The organism is Dysgonomonadaceae bacterium zrk40, assembly GCA_016916535.1.
Classification (GTDB): domain Bacteria; phylum Bacteroidota; class Bacteroidia; order Bacteroidales; family Dysgonomonadaceae; genus Proteiniphilum.
This window is the reverse complement of record CP070276.1, coordinates 2,553,870-2,575,292: the sequence shown is the minus strand read 5'-3', so window position 1 is coordinate 2,575,292 and position 21,423 is coordinate 2,553,870. Positions and strand designations below refer to the sequence as shown.

The window sequence follows — 21,423 nt, the reverse complement described above, 5'->3', positions numbered from 1 at the left end:
GAAGTCATTCTGATCCCTATCAACACTGGATCAGAATGACTTCCTTCATAAAAATTGGATCATGAAATCAATCAATCTATTACCTGTGCTGGGTGTCTGCTGTACACCCCTCATCCTATCTACCGGATGCAATGAACAACAGCAGAGTCGTCAACAAGAGAATCCCAACATCATCTTTATCTTGGCAGATGACCTGGGATATGGAGACCTGGGATGCTACGGAAACGAGCAGATACTAACCCCGACATTAGACAGTCTGGCAGCCACCGGCACCCGCTTTACACAAGCTTATGCAGGATCGGCTGTCAGTTCTCCCTCGCGTTGTGCACTGATGACAGGAAAAAACAGCGGCAACACTACCATTCGCGACAACTTCGCCGCAGCAGGAGGAATGGAAGGACTCAAAAACGGGAATCCCATCCGTCGCATGCACCTGCTCCCCACCGATACAACCATTGCCACGGTACTGAAAAGTGCTGGTTACAAAACCTGCCTGGTAAACAAATGGCATCTCGACGGATTCAATCCGGAGGCCACACCACTAAACAGGGGATTCGATGAATTCTATGGTTGGCTCGTCAGTACACCCCATTCAAACGACCCCTACTACTACCCCTATTATCGTTTCAACAATGATTCACTGGTGCATATTGAGGAAAATGCGGAGGGCAGACAGCTGCGGCACAACACCGATATCTCTACCGATGAAGCCATTCAATTCATCCGTCGTAACAGCAACGATCCATTCTTTCTCTACCTGGCTTATGACTCGCCTCATGAGCCCTTCATCATCGATGACACCTCCTGGTATGACGACAAGGATTGGGATTTGAATACCAAACGATATGCCTCGCTCATCACCCATATGGATCAGGCCATTGGCCGTCTAATTGCAGAGGTAGAAAACCTGGGAATTCTCGACAATACACTTATCATTTTCACCTCAGACAATGGAGCGGCCGTACAAGCTCCACTGGAGCTGTTGCAAAGCAACGGTAACCTCAGAGGACGCAAAGCCCTGCTCTATGAAGGTGGTATTCGTATCCCCTTTATTGTGAACCAGAAGGGAAAGGTGCCGGTACAAACCCTCGACAACCAGATCTACTTCCCCGACCTGCTCCCCACCCTTGCAAATCTTGTTGACGCCACTCTGCCGGAAAAGCTGAACGGTATCAATATCCTACCGCTGTTTTACGGGATGGAGGTTGAAACAGACAACAGGATGCTATACTGGGAGTTCCCGGGAAAGCAGTATGCTGCCAGAAAAGGAGACTGGAAAGTGGTAACCACACAAAAAGATTCCCCACTGGAGCTCTATAATCTGAAAGAGGACAGCAGTGAGAGTAATAATCTTGCTGAGCAACACCCCGAAATAGTGGCGGAACTGAAAGAGGAGATGACAGAGATACGCTCTCCATCGCCCAATTGGCCTTTACTGGAAGAGGAGTGAGTAATTGCTCTATGTCAAATCGCATAGGGAAAATGTCATTTTTATTAGCTGTTAAGATCCTTATTTGGTTAAATTTGTAAACTGTGAAATATCGGATGAAAAATACCATTTAAATTTTTAAATACAATGCAGAAACTGACATTGCTTTTGATTCTTTTACTCTCTTTACAGGTGACAGCCCAACAAACAGAAACGCTATATCTTTCCGGAACAGGACTGGGTGATACCAAAACATGGGATTTCTATTGCAGCAACGGCATGAACAGCCGGAAATGGTCAAAAATAGAAGTACCCTCCCAGTGGGAACTGCAAGGGTTCGGGGAGTACAGCTACGGACGTTGGTACACCATCAAAGGGGGTAAACCCTCCACCGAAACGGGGACCTATCGTACTTCATTCCGTATCCCATCACACTGGAAAGGGAAACAGGTTACCATCGTTTTTGAGGGAGTGATGACCGATACGGAAGTGTTTGTGAACGGAACCCTCGCGGGGGAGATGCACCAGGGTGGATTTAACCGTTTCTCGTATGACATCACCGATAAGATCAAAACAGGGAAGAACATCCTGGAGGTAAAGGTCAGCAAGGAATCTGCTGACCGGCTGGTGAATGCAGCTGAGCGTAAGGCCGACTGGTGGATATTTGGCGGTATCTACCGACCTGTTTATCTGGAAGCGAAGCCTGCTGCAAATATTCAACGGATAGCCGTAGATGCCAAAGCAGATGGATCACTTTATGCAAATGTGATCACAACACCGATCGAAGAAGGGTTCAGGTTGAATGCCCGTATTGTACCCGTGAAATTATATGGTGATGAACAACCGGCTTCAGCCACCATACAGACCATAACCCTGGCATCGGGTAACGAACATGCTGTTCGCTTTCACTGGAACGATGTCCAACCCTGGAACACAGAAACCCCAAACCTCTACAATCTGGAGCTGGAGCTGGTAGATAAACACAATAAAGTGATGCATGTCCACACAGAGCGGATAGGCTTCCGCACCGTGGAGTTTCGTGTGCAGGACGGGCTCTATGTAAACGGCACGAAGGTGGTACTGAAAGGTATCAACCGCCACTCGTTCCACCCCGACGGTGGGCGCACCACCAACAAGGAAATCAGCCTGATGGACGGGAAACTGATCAAGGAGATGCACATCAATGCCGTGCGGTTTCACTATGCACCCGACACCCACTTTCTGGATGTCTGTGACTCTCTTGGTATTTTTGTGGTAAATGAATTGGCAGGATGGCAGAACGCCTATGGAACTGAGATTGGATCGAAGCTAGTGAAGTCGCTGGTTACCCGCGACGTGAACCACCCCTCCATCATCCTCTGGAGCAATGGCAACGAGGGAGGATTCAATCACGACCTCAACCCGCTCTATCGCAAGTATGATCCACAGAAGAGGCATGTGATCCATGCCTGGGCCGATTTTGATGATCTGGACACACACCACTATCCCACCTACCTCACCGGTGTGGCTCGCTTCAACAACGGTTACAAGGTATTTATGCCAACCGAGTTCATGCATGGCATGTATGACCAGGGACATGGCGCTGGACTGGAAGATTTCTGGAAGAGGTATAGCACCCACCCGCTATTCGCAGGCGGTTTCATGTGGGACTTCTCCGACAACGCTGTGAAACGAACCGACAAGGGTGGGATCCTCGATTCCGACGGCTCTAATGGCTGCGACGGTATTCTGGGACCCTACCGCCAGAAAGAGGGGAGCTATTACACCGTACGTGAGGTATGGGCACCCATTCAGATCGAACCCTTTTTTGTCACGCCCTCCTTCAGCGGGGAGTTTATCGTTCGTAACGACTATCTCTTCTCCAACCTGGAGAGCAGCCGGATGGAATACAGGGTGCTGAATGCTCCCTCACCGTTGAGTAAAGGAACCCAACAGCAGCTGATCGCTTCGGGAGAGGTCACCCTGCCTGCCATTGACCCGCGAGAGGCAGGCAAAGCCACAATGGAGCTGCCCGGGAATTTCTTCGAGGGCGATATCCTGGAGATCACCGCATGGGATCGGCACAATGAGGCGATCTGCACATGGACCTGGCCGATTCGATATGCTGCTGCTTACACCCACCAACAGCTGGAACAAACCACACAAGAGGCAAAAGCGACAGTTGTGAAAGAGGGGGACGCAGTCAGGTTATCTGCCGCAGATGTGACGGTTACCTTTCATGCAACAGATGGGTTGATTACGGAGGTACGTAACAAAAATGGCATCCTCTCATTTAACAACGGACCGATACCTGTTGGCATGAAAGCCCGCATCAGAGAGGTGAAACATCGTCAGGAGGGGGAGAATGCGGTTTTCACCGCTTACTACCAGGGTGCGGTCGATTCCATCCGATGGGAAATGACACCTACCGGACTGTTACAAATGAATGCCGTGACACTGAACAACGCACGGGCAGGTGTCGGCTTCGACGAGGCCATCTTCGAGGACAACGTCCCCAACTTCGGCTTCACCTTCTCCTACCCCGAAGAGAAAGTGAAAAGCATGGAATGGTTTGGACGGGGTCCCTACCGGGTGTGGCGTAACCGTATCCGTGGTGCCAATTACGGTATCTGGCAAAAGGATTACAACAACACCATCACTGGGGCCGACTTCGGGAACCTTGTCTATCCCGAGTTCAAAGGATACCACGGCAACACCTACTGGAGCACGCTCAACACCACCGAGTCTCCTTTTACTGTCTACAGTGAGAGTGACGGTATCTTCATGCGGATCTTCACACCCGCGGAGCCAACGGACAACAAAACTAACTGGCGGGCATATCCTGAGTTCCCGGAAGGTGACATCTCGTTCCTCTACGAAATTCCGGCCATACGCAGTTTCAAACCGATTTCCCAGCAAGGGCCCAACAGCCAGCCCTCCAACATCCGGATAAAGATCGGTGATGAGGGAATACATATGAATCTCTGGTTCGACTTCCGGGGATGTCAGCAGTAAGATTCTATCACAATCAACTTTTTAAACAATTGAGCCCGATGAAGAAAAAAACGTTTATTCCTCTATTTCTTTTGTTGATTTTCGCTTTGCTGCCTGCAAACGCGCAAAACAAAAAAGAACAGGCGAACGACTTTAACACCCCGTTGCACCTGATGGAACCCGACTACAACACTCCTTACGGTGTTCCGAAGACGGAAACCATCAAACAGGATCTGGATCGCATTCTGGCCTATCTCCAAGAGGTGACGCCCGCTGTTTTGGTCAACAACCAAACAGGGAAGGTGATCAAAAAAACCGATCAGATTGATCAGCATAGCGGATTGAAAAAAGGAGATTTCCGTCTCTCGAGCTACGAGTGGGGGGTCACCTACGCAGCCATGCTGACAGCGGCGGAGGTAACCGGTGACGAGCGATACAAAACATACGCGACAGATCGCTTTCGCTTCATTTCGGAGATCAGGCCGGCATTCGAGAAGGTGCTGGGAGATTATGGCTCCTCCGATCCCCAGATGCGACAAATTCTCCGGCCTGCGGCACTCGACGATGCAGGTGCCATGTGTGCTGCCATGATCAAGGCATCGCACATGGAACCCGGGCTAGAGCTGGAACCGGTGATCGCCAACTATATGAACTACATCATGCACTACGAATACCGCCTGCACGATGGGACCTTTGCCCGGAAGCGACCACAAATGAACACTGTCTGGCTTGATGACATGTTTATGAGCATCCCGGCAATCGTTCAGATGGGTGCGTTGACCGGTGAGAGTCGTTATTTCGACGAGGCTGTTAGGCAGATCTCACTTTTCAGGGAAAAGATGTACGTCAAAGAAAAAGGACTCTTCCGCCACGGATGGGTAGAGGCAGCCGACCGGCAACCTGCTTTCTTCTGGGGAAGAGCTAACGGCTGGGCGCTGCTCACGCTGGTGGAGACGTTGGACGTACTGCCAGTAAGCCACCCCGGAAGAGACGGGATCCTTGAACTCCTGAAATCGCATATCAGCGGCCTGGCCGCACTGCAGTCGGGCGATGGCTTCTGGCATCAGCTGCTCGATAGGAACGACTCCTATCTGGAGACATCCGCCACCGCAATTTATGTCTACTGTATTGCCCACGCCATCAACAAAGGATGGATCAGTCCCGTCATCTACGGGCCGGTAGCCACGCTCGGCTGGAACGCCGTCGCTACAAAGATAAACCAGCAAGGACAGGTGGAAGGTACCTGCGTGGGTACCGGCATGGCATTCGACCCCGCCTTTTACTACAGCCGCCCCACCAGCGTCTACGCGGCACATGGCTATGGGCCTGTCATCTGGGCCGGTGCGGAGATGATCCGCCTGCTGAACAACCTCTTTCCCCGAATGAACGACAACGCGGTACAGTTCTATCAGACGGAGCAGACCACGCCTGCACCCATCTTCAGTCTGGGAGGCCGAACCGATCAGATCACCTCTGGCAGTAGCAGGAAAAAAAACAACCCTGTGCTTTTCCTCATCGGAGACTCCACTGTGAAGAATGGCAGCGGAAAGGGCGACAACGACCAGTGGGGCTGGGGTTCTTTCTTTGAACAATTTTTCGACACAACACGCGTCACTGTGGAAAATCATGCCCTGGGTGGAAGAAGCAGCCGCACCTTTATCACCGAGGGGTTGTGGGACAAGGTACTCCGCGGCATCCGCGAAGGGGATTACCTCTTCATCCAGTTTGGACACAACGACGGGGGACCATTACACACCGGGAGAGCCAGGGCATCCCTGAAAGGTATCGGCGATGAATCACAATGGGTGATTATGGAAAGAAATGGTGGTCACGAAGAGGTGTTTACCTACGGACACTATCTGCGTCTCTACATCCGTCAGGCCAAAGCGAGGGGTGCGATACCGGTGGTCCTGTCACATACTCCCGGTAATAGTTGGGAAGGAGACAGAATGCTGCGCAACAGCGACACCTACGGTAAGTGGTCGAAAGAGGTGGCAGAAGAGGAGGGCGTGCGTTACATTGACCTGAACGATCTCATCGCCACCCAATGTGAAGCGATGGGGAAAGAACAAACCAATGAACTCTACAAGGACCGGGTGCACACCTCCCGCGAAGGGGCGCTGTTGTTCGGCAAGACATTGATTGAAGGCATTCGGTCGACTCCGGACTTTCAACTGAATCAATTGATCAAACAATAGGTTCCGTTACACTTCCAGGATGAAATGGCTGGCAATGAGGTGTCCTGATGCAAATTCTGAAATTAAAAAAACAAATAAAGATCTGAGATGATGAAAAGAAATGCATTTAAAATGTACCTGAAACCGGGTTTTGAAAAGGAGTACGAAAAAAGACACAATGCGCTCTGGCCTGAAATGCGTGAATTGCTGAAAGAGGAAGGCGTTTCAGATTATTCCATCTTCTGGGACAAAGAGACCAATGTACTGTTTGCCGTGCAAAAGAGTGAAGGCGACGGCTCTTCACAGGATTTGGGGCAGCTGGAGATCGTACAGAAATGGTGGGCCTACATGGCCGACATCATGGAGACCAACCCGGACAACTCACCCGTATCGATCCCCCTGGAAGAACTTTTCTATATGCCATAATATAATGCCGATCAGAGCGTTGTTAATATGAACAGATATAAATCATCCTGCTGCCTAATTGTGTTCACACTTTTGGTCATCACCATGGCAGAAGCAAAAGCAGAAGAATTCAGATTCTACTTCGGTGACGGCAACAAGGAGGGGTATCAGACAGTGAATAGTTCTACGTTGTACGACAACGATTCCTCCTATGGGTATGATCTTATTGCTTCACATGCGGATGGGGAGCCATTTTTCTTCTCTGTGAAGCTGCCGGAGGGTAACTACCGGGTCAAAGTGGTGCTGGGTGACCAGAGGCGTGATACCCACACAACCATACGATCCGAATCACGGCGACTGATGCTTGCCAACGCAGAGACCAAGGCGGGCTCGATGATCACACGCTCATTTGTGGTAAACATACGCAATACCAGCATCACGGCAGACCGGTCAGTCAAGCTCAAACCCCGTGAAATTGGAAAGCTTAACTGGGATGATAAACTTACCATAGAGATCAACGGTAAACGTCCCGGTCTACGGGAGATAGTGATTGAAAAAGCAGAGGTTCCCACCCTCTTTCTGGCCGGAAACTCAACCGTTACCGATCAGGACAATGAGCCCTGGTGCGGATGGGGACAGATGCTTCCTCTTTTTCTCAACGACAGAATTGCAGTAGCCAATTATGCCGAGTCGGGTGAGGCGGCAAACACGTTTATCTCTGCCGGACGATTTGCCAAGATTGTGACAATGATGAAAAAGGGAGATTGGCTCTTCATCGAATTCGGGCATAATGATCAAAAGCAGAAAGGAGCTGACAAAGGGCCATTCAAGAGTTATACGGAGAGTCTGAGGCAGCTGATCACAGGAACCCTTGAAAAAGGAGGCATTCCTGTTCTGGTCACCCCCATGCACCGTAGGCAGTTCGACGAGAACAATAAAATCATCAATACATTGGGTGAATATCCTAACGCAATGAGAGAGCTGGCAACTCAAGAGCAGGTAGCGCTGATCGACCTGAATGCAATGAGTAAGATTCTCTATGAAGCGTGGGGACCCGAACACTCGAAAAGGGCATTCGTACACTACACTGCAGGCACCTTTCCCAGGCAGACAGAAGCATTGGCAGACAACACCCATTTCAATGCTTATGGGGGCTATCAATTGGCAAGGTGTATCATCAAAGGGATTCTTGAAAACAACATTTCACTGAAGAATCACCTTCGTGAAGATATTCCACCCTTCAATCCGGCCCATCCCGATGATCCGGATTGCTTCTTCCTCTCTCCGACACCTTTTACTTCCCTCACAACACCGGAAGGAAACTAATATTTAAATATATAATACGAATCGTATGAAAAATTATATTGTACCAATCTCAATTCTGATGCTCTTCACCTGTACCATCTCGGCGCAACAACGAACAGATGAGGAAGCAATAAGAGCAGTTGCCGATAACATTCTTAAGCAACCCGTCACACAATTCGTGGGTGTGGATGATGGCACAGTTTATAATAGCACAAAGGAGATACCTGAAGGCAAAGATGTGAAGTTTAAAAGTCCACTCACCGAATGGCATTACTCGAATGGGGTGCTTGACATGGCGATGATCAAACTGGGAGAATATCTGAATGAAACAAAATATCTGGACTATGCCAAGAATCATGTTGCATTCGGATTCAACAACTACACCTACTTTAAGGAGAGATTCCGTAACGACCGGAATCACTGGCACTGGCCCTTCGGACAATTGTGGAATACGAAGGAGCTGGACGACTGCGGTGCCATGGGTGCTGCCGTAATCGAGGTATATCAACTGGAAAAGAGACAGGAGTACCTCGATTACATCCATACAGCCGCAAAGCATATCATGGAGGGGCAGGATCGCCTGGAGGACGGCACTTTGAGTCGTACCTTCCCGAGAGAGATGACCGTCTGGGCGGATGATGCCTATATGGCCACTTCTTTCCTTACACGAATGGGCAAATTTACCGGCGATCAGCGTTACTTCGATGAAGCAGCCAAACAACTTATCCAGATGGACAACTACCTGTGGGATGAGACAAAGGGACTTTATTATCACTGCTATTATTCCGATCTGGATCGAAACGGTGTCGCCTACTGGGGCAGAGCCAACGGCTGGATCACCATCTCGTTGGCTGATCTGATTGAAGCGATGCCGGCTGATCACCCCCAACGGGACGAGCTGATAGAGATACTGGAGAAGCAAATCGTAGGTGCATCACGCTGGCAGAACGCAAACGGCATGTGGAACCAACTGTTGGACAAGAGTGACTCTTACGACGAGTCATCGGTAACAACGATGTACATCTATGGTATCGCCAAGGCCATCAACAACGGCTGGATTGACCCCTCCTATGGTTCTATTGCCAGAGCTGGATGGAAAGCCCTAAAAGATAATGAGATCACAGCCGATGGGCGATTTACGAATGTCTGTGTGGGGACAGGTATCAGCAACGATCTTCCTTTTTATTTTAACCGACCGGTCGGTGACAACGAGAAACATGGATTGGGACTGATCATCAATACAGCAGTTGAAATGATGAAACTAAACAGCAAGAAATGAAGATTAAGAAACTCCTGATTATTGTATTACTGACATTTCCGCTTGCCGTCAATGCTGGATTCGATATTACAGACCTCAGTTGGGCGAAAGATGTAGGAGCCCGCAGCGAACCGGAAGGAAAACAGACATTCAATGTTCGCTCATTTGGTGCTGTTGCTGATGGCACAACAATGAACACCAAAGCAATACAGGCTACGATTGACGCCTGTGCAGTGGCCGGGGGCGGCATTGTCACCTTTGCCCCCGGCAGCTATCTCACCGGATCCATCTATCTGAAAGAGGGGGTGCATCTGCACATTCCGGAAGGGGCAACACTGCTGGGAAGCCAGCAGATAGATGATTATCCCGATATCCCTACCCGCGTGGCAGGAATTGAGATGGTATGGCCCTCGGCACTAATCAATGTGATTGGAGAAAAGAATGTGATGATCTCAGGCAAGGGTGAGATCGACGGACAGGGAAAACCATTCTGGGATAACTACTGGGAGATGCGAAGAGATTACGAGGCAAGAGGATTGCGATGGATAGTTGATTACGATTGCAAACGCCCCCGTACACTACTGGTATCAGAGGCGGAAGACATCACGGTGAGGGATGTCACCTTCAAAAGAGCTGGTTTCTGGACCATTCACCTCCTTTATTCAAGCTACTCTACTGTAGACGGCGTGATCGTACGCAACAACATCGGAGGACATGGCCCTAGCACTGATGGGATCGACATCGACTCCTCCTCGCACATCCTTGTAGAAAACTGCGACATCGACTGCAACGACGATAACTTCTGCCTCAAGGCTGGTCGTGATGCCGACGGGCTGCGGGTGAACCACCCCACCGAGTATGTGGTAATCCGCAACTGCATATCACGTGCCGGCGGCGGTCTTTTCACCTGCGGGAGTGAGACTTCGGGTGGCATCCGCTACGTGCTGGCACACGACCTCAGGGCAAAGGGCACATCAGTGGGACTCCGTTTCAAATCGGCGATGAACAGGGGAGGTACAACCGAACATATCTACCTCAAAGATATCGTGATGGAAGAGGTAGGCACCGCCATCGAGGCCTCCATGAACTGGAACCCCTCCTACAGTTATTCGGCACTACCCGAGGAGTTTGAGGGGAAAGAGCTACCCCCACACTGGGTGAAAATGCTGGAAACGGTTGATCCACCTGAACTGGGGATTCCCCGCTTCAATAACATCCATTTTTCCGGAATCACAGTCCATAAGGCAAGAAGAGCCCTCAGTGTGGAGGGTAGTGAGCAATCCAAAATGGACCACTTCAGCCTGAGTGACATCACCATCAATGCGGGGAGTGCCGGTTCGGTGAAGCATGCGGAGAACTGGCAAATGGATCAGATCGATATCACTTCAGAGGATAACCTTCCCGTACAGGTAACAGAAAGCAACGACGTTTCGTTCCCGGCAGGGAACAACGTCTTTCTCTTCTCCTATTTCACCGGAAATGGAGAAGATGGCCTGCACCTGGCATACAGCTTCGATGGGTTGAGCTGGAAGCCCCTCAACAACGGAGAGTCACTCCTGACACCAATGGTAGGGAAAGACCGGCTGATGCGTGACCCGAGCATTACCCGGGATAAGGATGGACTGTTCCACATGGTCTGGACCACCGGGTGGTGGGACCGCCACATTGGATATGCCTCCTCACCCGACCTGTTTCACTGGTCAAAACAACGCACAATCCCGGTGATGTATCATGAACCGGAAACAAGAAACAGCTGGGCACCCGAACTCTTCTATGATGAGGCAGATGATCTCTTCTATATTGTCTGGGCTTCCACCATCCCTGGTAAATTCCCGGAAATTGCCACATCCGAAAGTGAGAAGGGGCTGAACCACCGCCAATACGCCGTCACCACAAGGGATTTTGTGACCTTCAGTGAGACCTGGCTCTTCTATGATCCGGGATTCAGTGTAATCGACGCTGCATTCATACGGCAGGAGGGGAAATACTGGATGATCGTCAAAAATGAAAACTCCGCACCGGCAGAGAAGAACTTGAGAGTGGTCTTTACCGATGATCTGAAAAAGGGTTTTCCCGTGACCGTATCCGCTAACATATCAGGCGAAGCATGGGCGGAAGGCCCCTCCCCACTCACAATTGGGGAGTATGTCTACGTCTATTTCGACAAGTACATTGAGAAAAAATATGGAGCGATACGCTCGAAAGATGGTGTTACATGGGAAGATGTCTCTGAACAGATTTCATTCCCGCAGGGTACCAGACATGGGACCGCTTTTAGCATCAGCAGAAAAGAGTGGATCAGATTAAAAGAACTCACTTATCATGAGCATTAGATCTAATTTCCAACTCATCCTTATCCAGGTAGTGTTGTTACTCAACATCTCGTTGTTAACAGGACAGGTAATTGAGAAAGATCTGTCAGGTAGCTGGCGCTTTCAGATTGACCGGAGAGACAGGGGGGTGGAAGAAAAATGGTTCTCCGACAGGTTGTCCGACGAAATCTATCTGCCCGGCTCAATGGCAGAAAACCGCAAGGGTGATGATGTAACCCTGCATACTCAATGGACAGCAAGCATTTACGACAGCTCCTTCTTTTATAACCCGCGACTTGAAAAATATCGTGTGCAGGAAAACCTGAAACTGCCCTTTTGGCTCACTCCGGTGAAATATTATGTGGGAGCAGCATGGTATCAGAAAGAGATCACCATTCCCTCCGACTGGAAGGGAAGAAAAGTGTTCCTCTTTCTGGAACGCCCACATACGGAGACACTCCTCTGGATCAACAACAGAAAGGTGGGGATGCAAAACTCCCTGTCGGTACCGCATCATTACGAGATTAGTGATTATGTGACTCCCGGCAGCAACAGAATCACAATCCGTGTCGACAATCGGACAAAATCGATCGACGTGGGGAAAGATTCCCACAGCATCACCGACCAGACACAGGGAAACTGGAACGGGATTGTAGGAAAAATTGCGTTGCAGTCGACACCTCCGACTTACATCGAGGATCTGCAGGTCTATCCCGATCTGCAAGGCAAGAAAGCCATCGTAAAAATAAATCTGTATGGAAAGGCATCGGGCACAATCAGGCTGGAGGCGGAAAGTTTCAACAGCAGTAGAAATGATAAAATAGCACCTGTCACCCAATCATTCAAAGCAGTCAACGGAATCACCTCAGTGGAGATGGAGCTGCCGATGGGAAACGATTTTCTTACCTGGGATGAATTTGAACCCAACCTCTATCGCCTCACGGCTACGTTGACGACAAAGGAGGGAACAGATGTAAAAAAAACCCGCTTCGGCATGAGGGACTTCACCATCGAAGGGAAATATTTCTATATCAACGGAAGAAAAACCATGCTGCGTGGCACGGTGGAGAACTGTGTCTTCCCGTTAACAGGTTATGCTCCCATGGATGTGGAGTCATGGGTAAGAGTGTTCCGTATCTGTCGCAGTTACGGACTCAATCATATGCGCTTTCACTCCTACTGTCCCCCTGAAGCAGCATTGGAGGCAGCCGATCTCGTGGGCTTCTACCTGCAGCCCGAAGGTCCCAGCTGGCCCAACCATGGCACTTCACTCGGTGACGGCCACCCGGTAGATGACTACCTCTGGGAGGAGGCGAAGCGGATCGTGGAACGGTATGGCAATTACCCCTCATTCTGCATGTTCGCCATCGGCAACGAGCCACGAGGACGATGGGTCCCCTGGGTCAGCCGGTTTGTAGACTACTGGCAAGAGACCGATCCCCGCAGGGTCTATACCGGCGCCTCCGTTGGTGGCAGCTGGGCATGGCAACCCAAAAACCAGTTTCATGTCAAAGCAGGGGCACGGGGCCTGGAATGGAATCAACGACCCGACTCCCGATCCGATTTCACAGCCCGAATTGATACGGTCAAACAACCCTTTGTTTCACACGAAACAGGTCAATGGACTGTCTTCCCCGACTTCAGGGAGATCGACCGCTATACAGGAGTGATGAGAGCCCGCAACTTTGAACTGTTCAGGCAGGATCTCAAAGACCGTAACATGGGTGATCAGAGTGCCCAATTTCTGATGGCCTCTGGTAAGCTCCAGGCACTCTGCTACAAACATGAAATAGAGCGGACGCTCCGCACACCCGGTTATGCAGGATTTCAGCTGCTCAGCCTGAACGACTATTCTGGCCAGGGCACCGCTCTGGTAGGGGTGTTGAATGCCTTCTGGGAGGAGAAAGGATATATCGATGCGGCAGAATTCCGTCAGTTCTCTGCACCCACAGTACTTCTCTCCCGGATGGAGCGGTTCGTTTTCAGGAACAATGAAACGCTGAGAGCCGACATTGAGGTGGCACACTTTGGGAAAGAGGAATTACCTCAGCAGGTGGTAAACTGGTCGGTTAGCTATGCCGAGGGTCTACCCGTAGCACAGGGAGAGCTTCCTCCGGTTGACATCCATCTGGGCAATGCTCAACAGCTTGGTAGCATCTCATTGCCTCTTAGCTCAATTGAGAAAGCACAAAAATTGAATCTTAAGATATGGTTTGAAGGGACAGCGATCACTAACAACTGGGACTTCTGGGTCTATCCCGCACAATCACCAACGGTAAAGAGTAATGATATCCATGTAACTGACCGGATAGATGACAGAACGAAAGAAATCCTCAACAATGGTGGCAAAGTACTGCTGTTGCTGGCAGATAAAGTGGAACAGGGAAAAGAGGTAGTACAGTACATGACACCTGCTTTCTGGAACACCTCATGGTTCAAGATGAGACCTCCCCATACGGTGGGCACACTTGTCAACGATCATCATCCCATATTCAGAGAATTCCCCACCGATTCCTACACGGGACTACAATGGTGGGAACTGATTCACCGGGCTCAGGTGATGGAATTGAATAACTACCCTGCTGACTTCCAACCGTTGGTACAACCAATCGACACCTGGTTTATCAACCGTAAACTGGGGATGCTGTTCGAAGTCAACGTGGGGAAAGGACGCATCATCGTGTGTAGTGCCGACCTCCAAAGCGATCTACAAGACAGGCCGGTTGCCGAACAGCTCTATTACTCCATCCTGAAGTACATGAATTCACATTTATTCAACCCTGAGTTTGATGTGAAACTGTCGCTGATTGAAGATCTGACCAGAAAAGAAGGAGAACGGCTCAACATTGAAACGAAGGACGCCCCCGATGAATTGAAAGGTGTTGTGTTGTAATAATCTCAGATCAAACAAACAAACAAACAAACAACAAAAAAGGAAAATGAAAAAGCAAATTGCACTTCTCTTCACCACACTCACAATGCTGCTTACCGGTTGCAACAACTGGGGAGCAGATACCGAATGGCCGGAACAGACTAACGAAAACAAACCCTGGACACGCTGGTGGTGGATGGGCAATGATCTCGACTCCGCAAACCTAAGCTACAACCTGGAGGCGCTGAGTGAAGCCGGTATTGGCGGCGTGGAAATCACACCCATCTATGGGGTGAAAGGGCGCGAAGAGCACTATATCGACTATCTCTCACCCCGGTGGATGAACATGCTTTCTTTTACCATCGCCGAAGCATCACGATTAGGAATGGGGGTTGACATGAACAACGGTACCGGATGGCCCTTCGGGGGGCCGGAGGTGAGTGTGGAAGAGGCAGCTACAAGGGCGCTCTTCAGTGGCTATTCCCTGTCGGGTGGTGAACGTCTTCAAGATCCTGTGAAAGTAATTGCAGAGCGGCAGAGAGCAACTGCACGTTTGGATAAGCTAATGGCTTACAGTGAGAAAGGTGATGTGTTGGATCTCACCGACAAGGTGGATGAGGAGGGTTATCTGGACTGGTTAGCTCCCGAAGGTGACAGCTGGAGATTGATTGCTCTCTTTGTGGGTAAGACCGGACAACAGGTGAAGAGAGCGGCCCCCGGGGGTGAAGGATATGTGCTTGATCACCTGGACAGAAATGCAGTGGACCGATACCTCGAACGTTTCGACAAAGCTTTTGCAGTGAATAACATACCTTTTCCAAACACCTTCTTCAACGATTCCTACGAAGTGTATGGGGCCGACTGGACCCCCACCCTGCTGGATGAGTTTGAAAAAAGGAGGAGCTACAAGCTACAGGATTATCTCCCTGATCTGCTGAACAACGGTGCAACCGATCAATCAGCCAGGGTCATTGCCGATTATCGCGAGACAGTGGGTGAGATCCTGCTTGAAAACTTCACCATTCCCTGGACCGAATGGGCACATGGGCACGGTGTGAAGACACGCAACCAGGCACATGGATCGCCGGCCAACCTGATCGATCTCTACGCAGCAGTCGACATACCGGAATGTGAATCGTTCGGCATCACCGATTTTGACATTCCGGGCCTCAGAAAAGATACCATCCGCAAGGAGAACGACAGTGACCCCACCATCCTGAAGTATGCCTCTTCCGCAGCACACATCACAGGAAAAAGATATACCTCATCAGAAACTTTTACCTGGCTGACAGAACATTTCAGAACGTCATTGTCACAAGCCAAACCGGAGATCGATCAAATGTTCACCTCAGGTGTGAACCGTGTCTTCTTTCACGGCAGCACCTATTCACCCAAAGAGGCAGCATGGCCCGGATGGAAATTCTACGCCTCTGTGGATATGTCGCCCACCAATCCTTTCTGGAAGGATGCCCCTGCATTCTTCCGATACATCACCCGTGTGCAGTCGTTCCTACAGAGCGGCCAACCGGACAATGACTTCCTGCTCTACCTTCCGATTTATGACATCTGGTATGAACAGAGAGGACATTTCTTCACCACATTCGCCATCCATGGGATGCGCGAGCAGCTGCCCGACTTTGGCGATGCGGTAGACCGAATCATGCAGAGCGGATTTGACCTGGATTACATCTCTGACCGCTTTCTGCAGACCACAACGGTGGAAAACGGATTGCTGAAAACCGAGGGAGGCACAACCTACAAGGCACTGATTCTGCCAGCTGTGAAACTAATTCCACTGAAAACGATGGAACAGATCACCCGTCTTACCGAACAGGGAGCGACCATCCTCTTCTCGGAGCATTACCCGTCCGATGTGCCGGGACTAACCGATCTGGAAAAACGCAGGGACCAATTTAACAATCTCCTCTCCGGTTTACCGAAAGTGAGCAGCTTCGAAACAACAGTTCAACAGAAGATGGGAAAAGGAACCGTGATCACCGGCAGCGACTACAGCGAGATGCTCTCCAGCTGGGATGAGAACAGGGAACAGTTTGTCAATGAGCTGGGCGGTCAGCTGGTGAGAAGAAAGCATGAGAAGGGACACATCTATTTCCTCGCGATGTTGCAGAACAATCCTGTGGATGGATGGGTGACAATGGGTGTTGACGCCGAAAGTGCCATGCTTTTTGATCCGATGAGTGGCAGAAAAGGTGTTGCCGCGCTGCGGAAGAACAATGGCAGGATAGAGATATACCTGCAGCTCAAACCGGGTGAGTCGATGATAGTAAAAACATTCAATCACCCGGTCGAGGCAGAAAAATGGAGCTATTATAAGCTTGTTGATCAGACCATCCAGCTGGACCGGGGATGGCAACTCTCCTTCATCGATAGTGAACCTGCCATAGATGAGACATATACCCCCGACAGCCTTCACTCCTGGACCGAACTGGGGCATGATGATCTGCAACGGAACATGGGAACAGGTCAATACAGCCTTACATTTGAGCTCAGAAAAAATCCGGAAGCAGATTATCTCCTTTCATTGGGGGATGTGCGTGAAAGTGCCGTGGTGCGCATCAACGGTGAAGTTGCCGACACGCTCTATGCCGTCCCTTTCGAAACCAGGATCGGATCCCTGTTAAAAGAGGGAGAGAACAGCATCGAGATTGATGTGACCAACCTGCCTGCCAACCGCATTGCCGATTTTGACCGGAGAGGTGTGGAGTGGCGGATTTTCCATGAGATCAATTTTGTAAGTATCACTTACCAACCAACACAGTTCGATATCTGGAAGGTGATGCCATCCGGATTGCTGGGCCCTATAACCATCACGGAGTTGGAAAATGTTTCACCCTGAAAAAGGTTGATTCAGGTGGTGAATCAGTGATCAAAAAAACAAAAGGCAAACAAAGCAGCAATGAACAAACAGATCAAACTAATTTTTTCACTTTTTCTCTTATCTTCTTTTTTTCAGTCCTTGTTTTCGATGTCGGATCAGACTGAAAGCGATCGGGTTAAGTACAATTTCAACAGTCGATGGTTGCTGCATATTGGTGATATCACCAACGGCAACGACCCCAAATTGAATGATGACACGTGGAAGGAAATCACCTTTCCCCGTGCGTTCAATGAAGATGAACCATTCAGGGTAGCCATTGACCAACATACTGATACCATCGTCTGGTACAGGAAACATTTCCGTCTACCGAAAAGCGACAGGGTAAAAAAGGTGTTTCTTGAGTTTGAAGGCATCCGCTTTGGCGGTGAATTTTTTATCAACGGCAAATCGATTGGCCTGCATGAAAATGGGGTGATGGCAGCAGGGTTCGACATCACCGATCACATCAACTTCAACAAAGAGAACGTGGTGGCTGTGCGCATAGACAATTCATGGAGCTACAGGGAGCGTGCAACAGATCAGCGATATCAGTGGAACGACCGTAATTTCAATGCCAACTACGGCGGGATTCCCAAAAATGTCTACTTGCATGTATCCAATAAGCTGTACCAGACACTGCCGCTATACAGCAACCTGAAGACAACCGGCACCTATGTTTATGCCCGTGAGATCAACGTGAGCAAGAAAAGTGCTAATATTTTCGCAGAGTCAGAAATTAAGAATGAACATGAAAACCCTCGTACATTCCGATTTGGGATGACCATTGAGAATATGGAAGGCAAAGTGATTCATGAGGTTACAGGTAATGAGATGATGGTACAACCTGGCGAAACCATCACTGCAAAGGTATCCGGCAGGGTGAACGATCTACACTTCTGGAGCTGGGGCTATGGTTACCTCTACAATGTACATACCACACTCTTCGTGGACAACGAACCGGTTGACATGGTGACCACCCGCACTGGTTTCCGGAAAACTCGCTTTGCCGATGGTATGATTTGGCTCAACGACCGTGTGATACAGCTCAAGGGATATGCACAGCGCACCAGCAACGAATGGCCGTCGGTGGGGATGTCTGTTCCTGCCTGGCTGAGTGACTTCAGCAACCGCATGATCGTGGAAGGAAACGGCAACCTGGTGCGTTGGATGCATGTCACACCCTGGAAGCAGGATGTGGAGTCGTGCGACCGGGTAGGCTTGATCCAGGCCATGCCGGCGGGTGATGCGGAGCGCGATGCGGGAGGCCGGCAATGGGAGCAGCGGGTGGAACTGATGCGCGATGCCATCATCTACAACAGGAACAACCCCAGTATTCTCTTCTATGAGAGTGGCAACGAATCGATCAGTGAGGAGCACATGGCCGATATGATCGCCGTGCGCGACAGATATGACCCCTATGGCGGACGTGCCATCGGCTCCCGGGAGATGCTTGACAGTAAACTTGCGGAATGGGGAGGTGAGATGCTCTATATCAACAAGAGTGCGCGGCACCCCATGTGGGCCACCGAGTACTGTAGAGATGAAGGCTTGCGAAAATATTGGGATAACTACACCTACCCCTATCATCAGAATGGGGCTGGACCACTGTATAAAGGACAAAATGCCAGCTCTTATAACCGTAACCAGGATTCATTTGCCGTTGAGCTCGTGAGGAGGTGGCACGACTATTTTAGAATTCGTCCCGGCACCGGGAAAAGAGTCAGCTCGGGAGGTGCAAAAATCATCTTCTCCGACAGTAACACCCATTTCAGGGGTGAGGAAAACTACCGTCGCAGTGGGGTGACCGACCCGATGCGTATACCCAAGGACGGCTTCTTCGCACATAGGGTGATGTGGAATGGATGGGTTGACATCGAGAACCACCGCACACACATCGTGGGTCACTGGAACTATTCACCCAACACAAAAAAAGATATCTATGTGGTTTCTACGGGAGAAAAAGTGGAGCTTTTCATCAATGGCACATCCAAAGGGTTCGGAGAGCGAAATAACCATTTCCTGTTCACATTCAGTGACATACTATGGGAACCGGGAAGCATTGAGGCGGTCAGTTACGATACCGATAAAAAGGAGATGAGCCGTCATCAGCTCACCACAGCCGATGAACCGGCAGCCATCCGGATGAGACTCATGCAGGCTCCCGACGGCTTCAAGGCCGATGGTGCCGACCTTGTATTGGCAGAGGTTGAGGTTGTTGACAGCAAAGGAAACCGTTGCCCTCTGGCTAACAACATGATCACCTTCGATCTTGCCGGACCGGCTGAATGGAGAGGGGGCATAGCACAGGGACCGGATAATTATATCCTTTCAAAAGAGTTACCGGTAGAAGGCGGTGTGAATCGTCTCCTGATTCGCTCCACCACCAAAAGTGGGAACATCAGATTAAACGCCATGGCTGAGGGGCTGACACCGGCGTCACTCTCCTTCCGTTCCATCCCATTCAGCGAGGAAAATGGTCTTGCCACATATATCAGTGCCGACCATCTTCCCAGCTATATGGAAAGGGGTGAGGTGACGGGAGGTGAATCATTCACCCTTTCACGCAATCAGATCTCGATCCTAAATGCTGTGGCTGCATCAAATCCGGAAAGCGTGAGAAACAGTTTCGATGACAACGAGTTGTCAGAGTGGACCAATGACGGGAAGCTCTCCTCCGGTTGGATACGTTACGAACTGGAACGGGACGCCCTGATCTCGGAGATCGAACTGAAGCTCACCGGCTGGCGTATGAGAAGCTATCCCATCGAAATCTATGTTGATGAGCAAAAGGTGTATGAAGGTAAAACGGAAAAGAGTCTCGGCTATGTCGCCATACCGATTGAGCCCACAGTGGGACGATTCGTTGAGGTACGGCTGCTTGGACAGAGCAGCGATCAGGATGCCTTTGGCGAGATCGTGGAAATCACCGGCACGAAAGAACTTGATCTCTATCGTGATCCCAACGCCGAAGATGCGAAGGGACAACTTCGCATCGTGGAGATCGATATTTATGAACAGGCATTTACGACATCAAAATGAAAAAAATCATCTACCTCATATTGGGGATACTCATTGTTGTATCTTCATTCAAAGCTACCAATAAGCCGGTGAAAATATTGATTGCCGGCGATTCCACTGCTCAGACTTATAACGAAGAGAGAGACGGGTTAATCAGAGGATGGGGGCAGATGCTGCCCCTGTTCCTCGATAGCCAGATCACCGTGGTCAACCATGCTATTGGCGGCAGAAGCACCAAGAGTTTCATCGCTGAAGGCCGATGGGAACGGCTGCTCAATGAAACCGACGCCGGCGATATCGTACTGATACAGTTCGGCCACAATGACTCTTCCACGCGTCCTGAGCGACATGCATCCTACCAGGCATATGAAGAGAACCTGTTGAAGATGATTCAGGATGTGCGACAGAAAAAGGCGACCCCTGTACTGCTCACCTCAGTCGTCATGCGTACCTTTGTGGAGGGGAACCTGGTCGATGACCGGTTGAAAGGATATCCAGCAATCATGCGGAAACTGGCCGAGGAGCATCAGGTTCATCTGATAGACATCAACCTCAGGACGCGCGATTTTGTCACCATGCTGGGTGACGAGGCATCAAAACCTTACTACCGTTGGGTGGAACCGGGTGTTGATCCGGTGAGGCTGGAGGGTTTGCAGGATGATACACACACCATGGAAAAAGGTGCACGAAAGATTGCCTGTTTTGTGGCGGAGGGTCTCAGTGCGTTGGATCTACCTCAGATTAACCGGCACATATTATTACCTGAGACAACCGACCGCTGAGAAATATCCTTTAC

Annotated in this window: 11 protein-coding genes; all 11 read left to right on the top strand. The window is 50.2% G+C overall.

Annotated features, from left to right (window positions below; all coding sequences use genetic code 11):
* Positions 1 to 61 precede the first annotated feature (61 nt).
* The 11 genes from JS578_10675 (at position 62) to JS578_10625 (ending at position 21,409) form a co-directional block, all read left to right on the top strand.
* Entirely contained in the window at positions 62 to 1,450 is a 1,389-nt protein-coding gene (locus JS578_10675; GenBank protein QRX63318.1) for a sulfatase-like hydrolase/transferase, read from the top strand.
* Between the two features lie 126 nt (positions 1,451 to 1,576).
* A complete protein-coding gene (locus tag JS578_10670) occupies positions 1,577 to 4,423 on the top strand; it encodes a beta-galactosidase (GenBank protein QRX63317.1) in 2,847 nt (948 codons plus the stop codon).
* Between the two features lie 38 nt (positions 4,424 to 4,461).
* The gene (locus tag JS578_10665) at positions 4,462 to 6,600 is read left to right on the top strand and encodes a glycoside hydrolase family 88 protein (protein QRX63316.1); all 2,139 of its coding nucleotides are present in this window, start codon (positions 4,462 to 4,464) and stop codon (positions 6,598 to 6,600) included.
* Positions 6,601 to 6,690: 90 nt separating this feature from the next.
* A complete protein-coding gene (gene rhaM / locus JS578_10660) occupies positions 6,691 to 7,005 on the top strand; it encodes an L-rhamnose mutarotase (GenBank protein QRX64995.1) in 315 nt (104 codons plus the stop codon).
* A gap of 27 nt (positions 7,006 to 7,032) precedes the next feature.
* Positions 7,033 to 8,310 carry a rhamnogalacturonan acetylesterase gene (locus tag JS578_10655; protein QRX63315.1) on the top strand — a complete coding sequence of 426 codons (1,278 nt, stop codon included), beginning with the start codon at positions 7,033 to 7,035 and terminating at the stop codon, positions 8,308 to 8,310.
* A gap of 25 nt (positions 8,311 to 8,335) precedes the next feature.
* Positions 8,336 to 9,568 carry a glycoside hydrolase family 88 protein gene (locus JS578_10650; GenBank protein QRX63314.1) on the top strand — a complete coding sequence of 411 codons (1,233 nt, stop codon included), beginning with the start codon at positions 8,336 to 8,338 and terminating at the stop codon, positions 9,566 to 9,568.
* Positions 9,565 to 11,880, top strand: coding sequence for a family 43 glycosylhydrolase (locus tag JS578_10645; GenBank protein QRX63313.1), 2,316 nt, complete (start codon positions 9,565 to 9,567; stop codon positions 11,878 to 11,880). The genes JS578_10650 and JS578_10645 overlap by 4 nt, the downstream gene beginning before the upstream one ends.
* Positions 11,870 to 14,752, top strand: coding sequence for a beta-glucuronidase (locus JS578_10640; protein QRX63312.1), 2,883 nt, complete (start codon positions 11,870 to 11,872; stop codon positions 14,750 to 14,752). The genes JS578_10645 and JS578_10640 overlap by 11 nt, the downstream gene beginning before the upstream one ends.
* 46 nt (positions 14,753 to 14,798) lie before the next feature.
* On the top strand, positions 14,799 to 17,588 hold the full coding sequence (locus JS578_10635) for a glycosyl hydrolase family 2 (protein ID QRX63311.1): 2,790 nt from the start codon (positions 14,799 to 14,801) through the stop codon (positions 17,586 to 17,588).
* A 60-nt stretch (positions 17,589 to 17,648) separates the two neighbouring features.
* Complete coding sequence (locus JS578_10630; protein ID QRX63310.1) at positions 17,649 to 20,648, top strand: DUF4982 domain-containing protein; 3,000 nt, start codon at positions 17,649 to 17,651, stop codon at positions 20,646 to 20,648.
* Entirely contained in the window at positions 20,645 to 21,409 is a 765-nt protein-coding gene (locus tag JS578_10625; protein ID QRX63309.1) for a rhamnogalacturonan acetylesterase, read from the top strand. The genes JS578_10630 and JS578_10625 overlap by 4 nt, the downstream gene beginning before the upstream one ends.
* Positions 21,410 to 21,423: the final 14 nt, after the last annotated feature.

What these genes read in the sequence shown, in the direction of transcription:
- JS578_10675 (QRX63318.1), top strand. Translation starts at nt 62, where the DNA reads ATGAAATCAATCAATCTATTACCTGTGCTGGGTGTCTGCTGTACACCC.
- JS578_10670 (QRX63317.1), top strand. Translation starts at nt 1,577, where the DNA reads ATGCAGAAACTGACATTGCTTTTGATTCTTTTACTCTCTTTACAGGTG.
- JS578_10665 (QRX63316.1), top strand. Translation starts at nt 4,462, where the DNA reads ATGAAGAAAAAAACGTTTATTCCTCTATTTCTTTTGTTGATTTTCGCT.
- rhaM (QRX64995.1), top strand. Translation starts at nt 6,691, where the DNA reads ATGAAAAGAAATGCATTTAAAATGTACCTGAAACCGGGTTTTGAAAAG.
- JS578_10655 (QRX63315.1), top strand. Translation starts at nt 7,033, where the DNA reads ATGAACAGATATAAATCATCCTGCTGCCTAATTGTGTTCACACTTTTG.
- JS578_10650 (QRX63314.1), top strand. Translation starts at nt 8,336, where the DNA reads ATGAAAAATTATATTGTACCAATCTCAATTCTGATGCTCTTCACCTGT.
- JS578_10645 (QRX63313.1), top strand. Translation starts at nt 9,565, where the DNA reads ATGAAGATTAAGAAACTCCTGATTATTGTATTACTGACATTTCCGCTT.
- JS578_10640 (QRX63312.1), top strand. Translation starts at nt 11,870, where the DNA reads ATGAGCATTAGATCTAATTTCCAACTCATCCTTATCCAGGTAGTGTTG.
- JS578_10635 (QRX63311.1), top strand. Translation starts at nt 14,799, where the DNA reads ATGAAAAAGCAAATTGCACTTCTCTTCACCACACTCACAATGCTGCTT.
- JS578_10630 (QRX63310.1), top strand. Translation starts at nt 17,649, where the DNA reads ATGAACAAACAGATCAAACTAATTTTTTCACTTTTTCTCTTATCTTCT.
- JS578_10625 (QRX63309.1), top strand. Translation starts at nt 20,645, where the DNA reads ATGAAAAAAATCATCTACCTCATATTGGGGATACTCATTGTTGTATCT.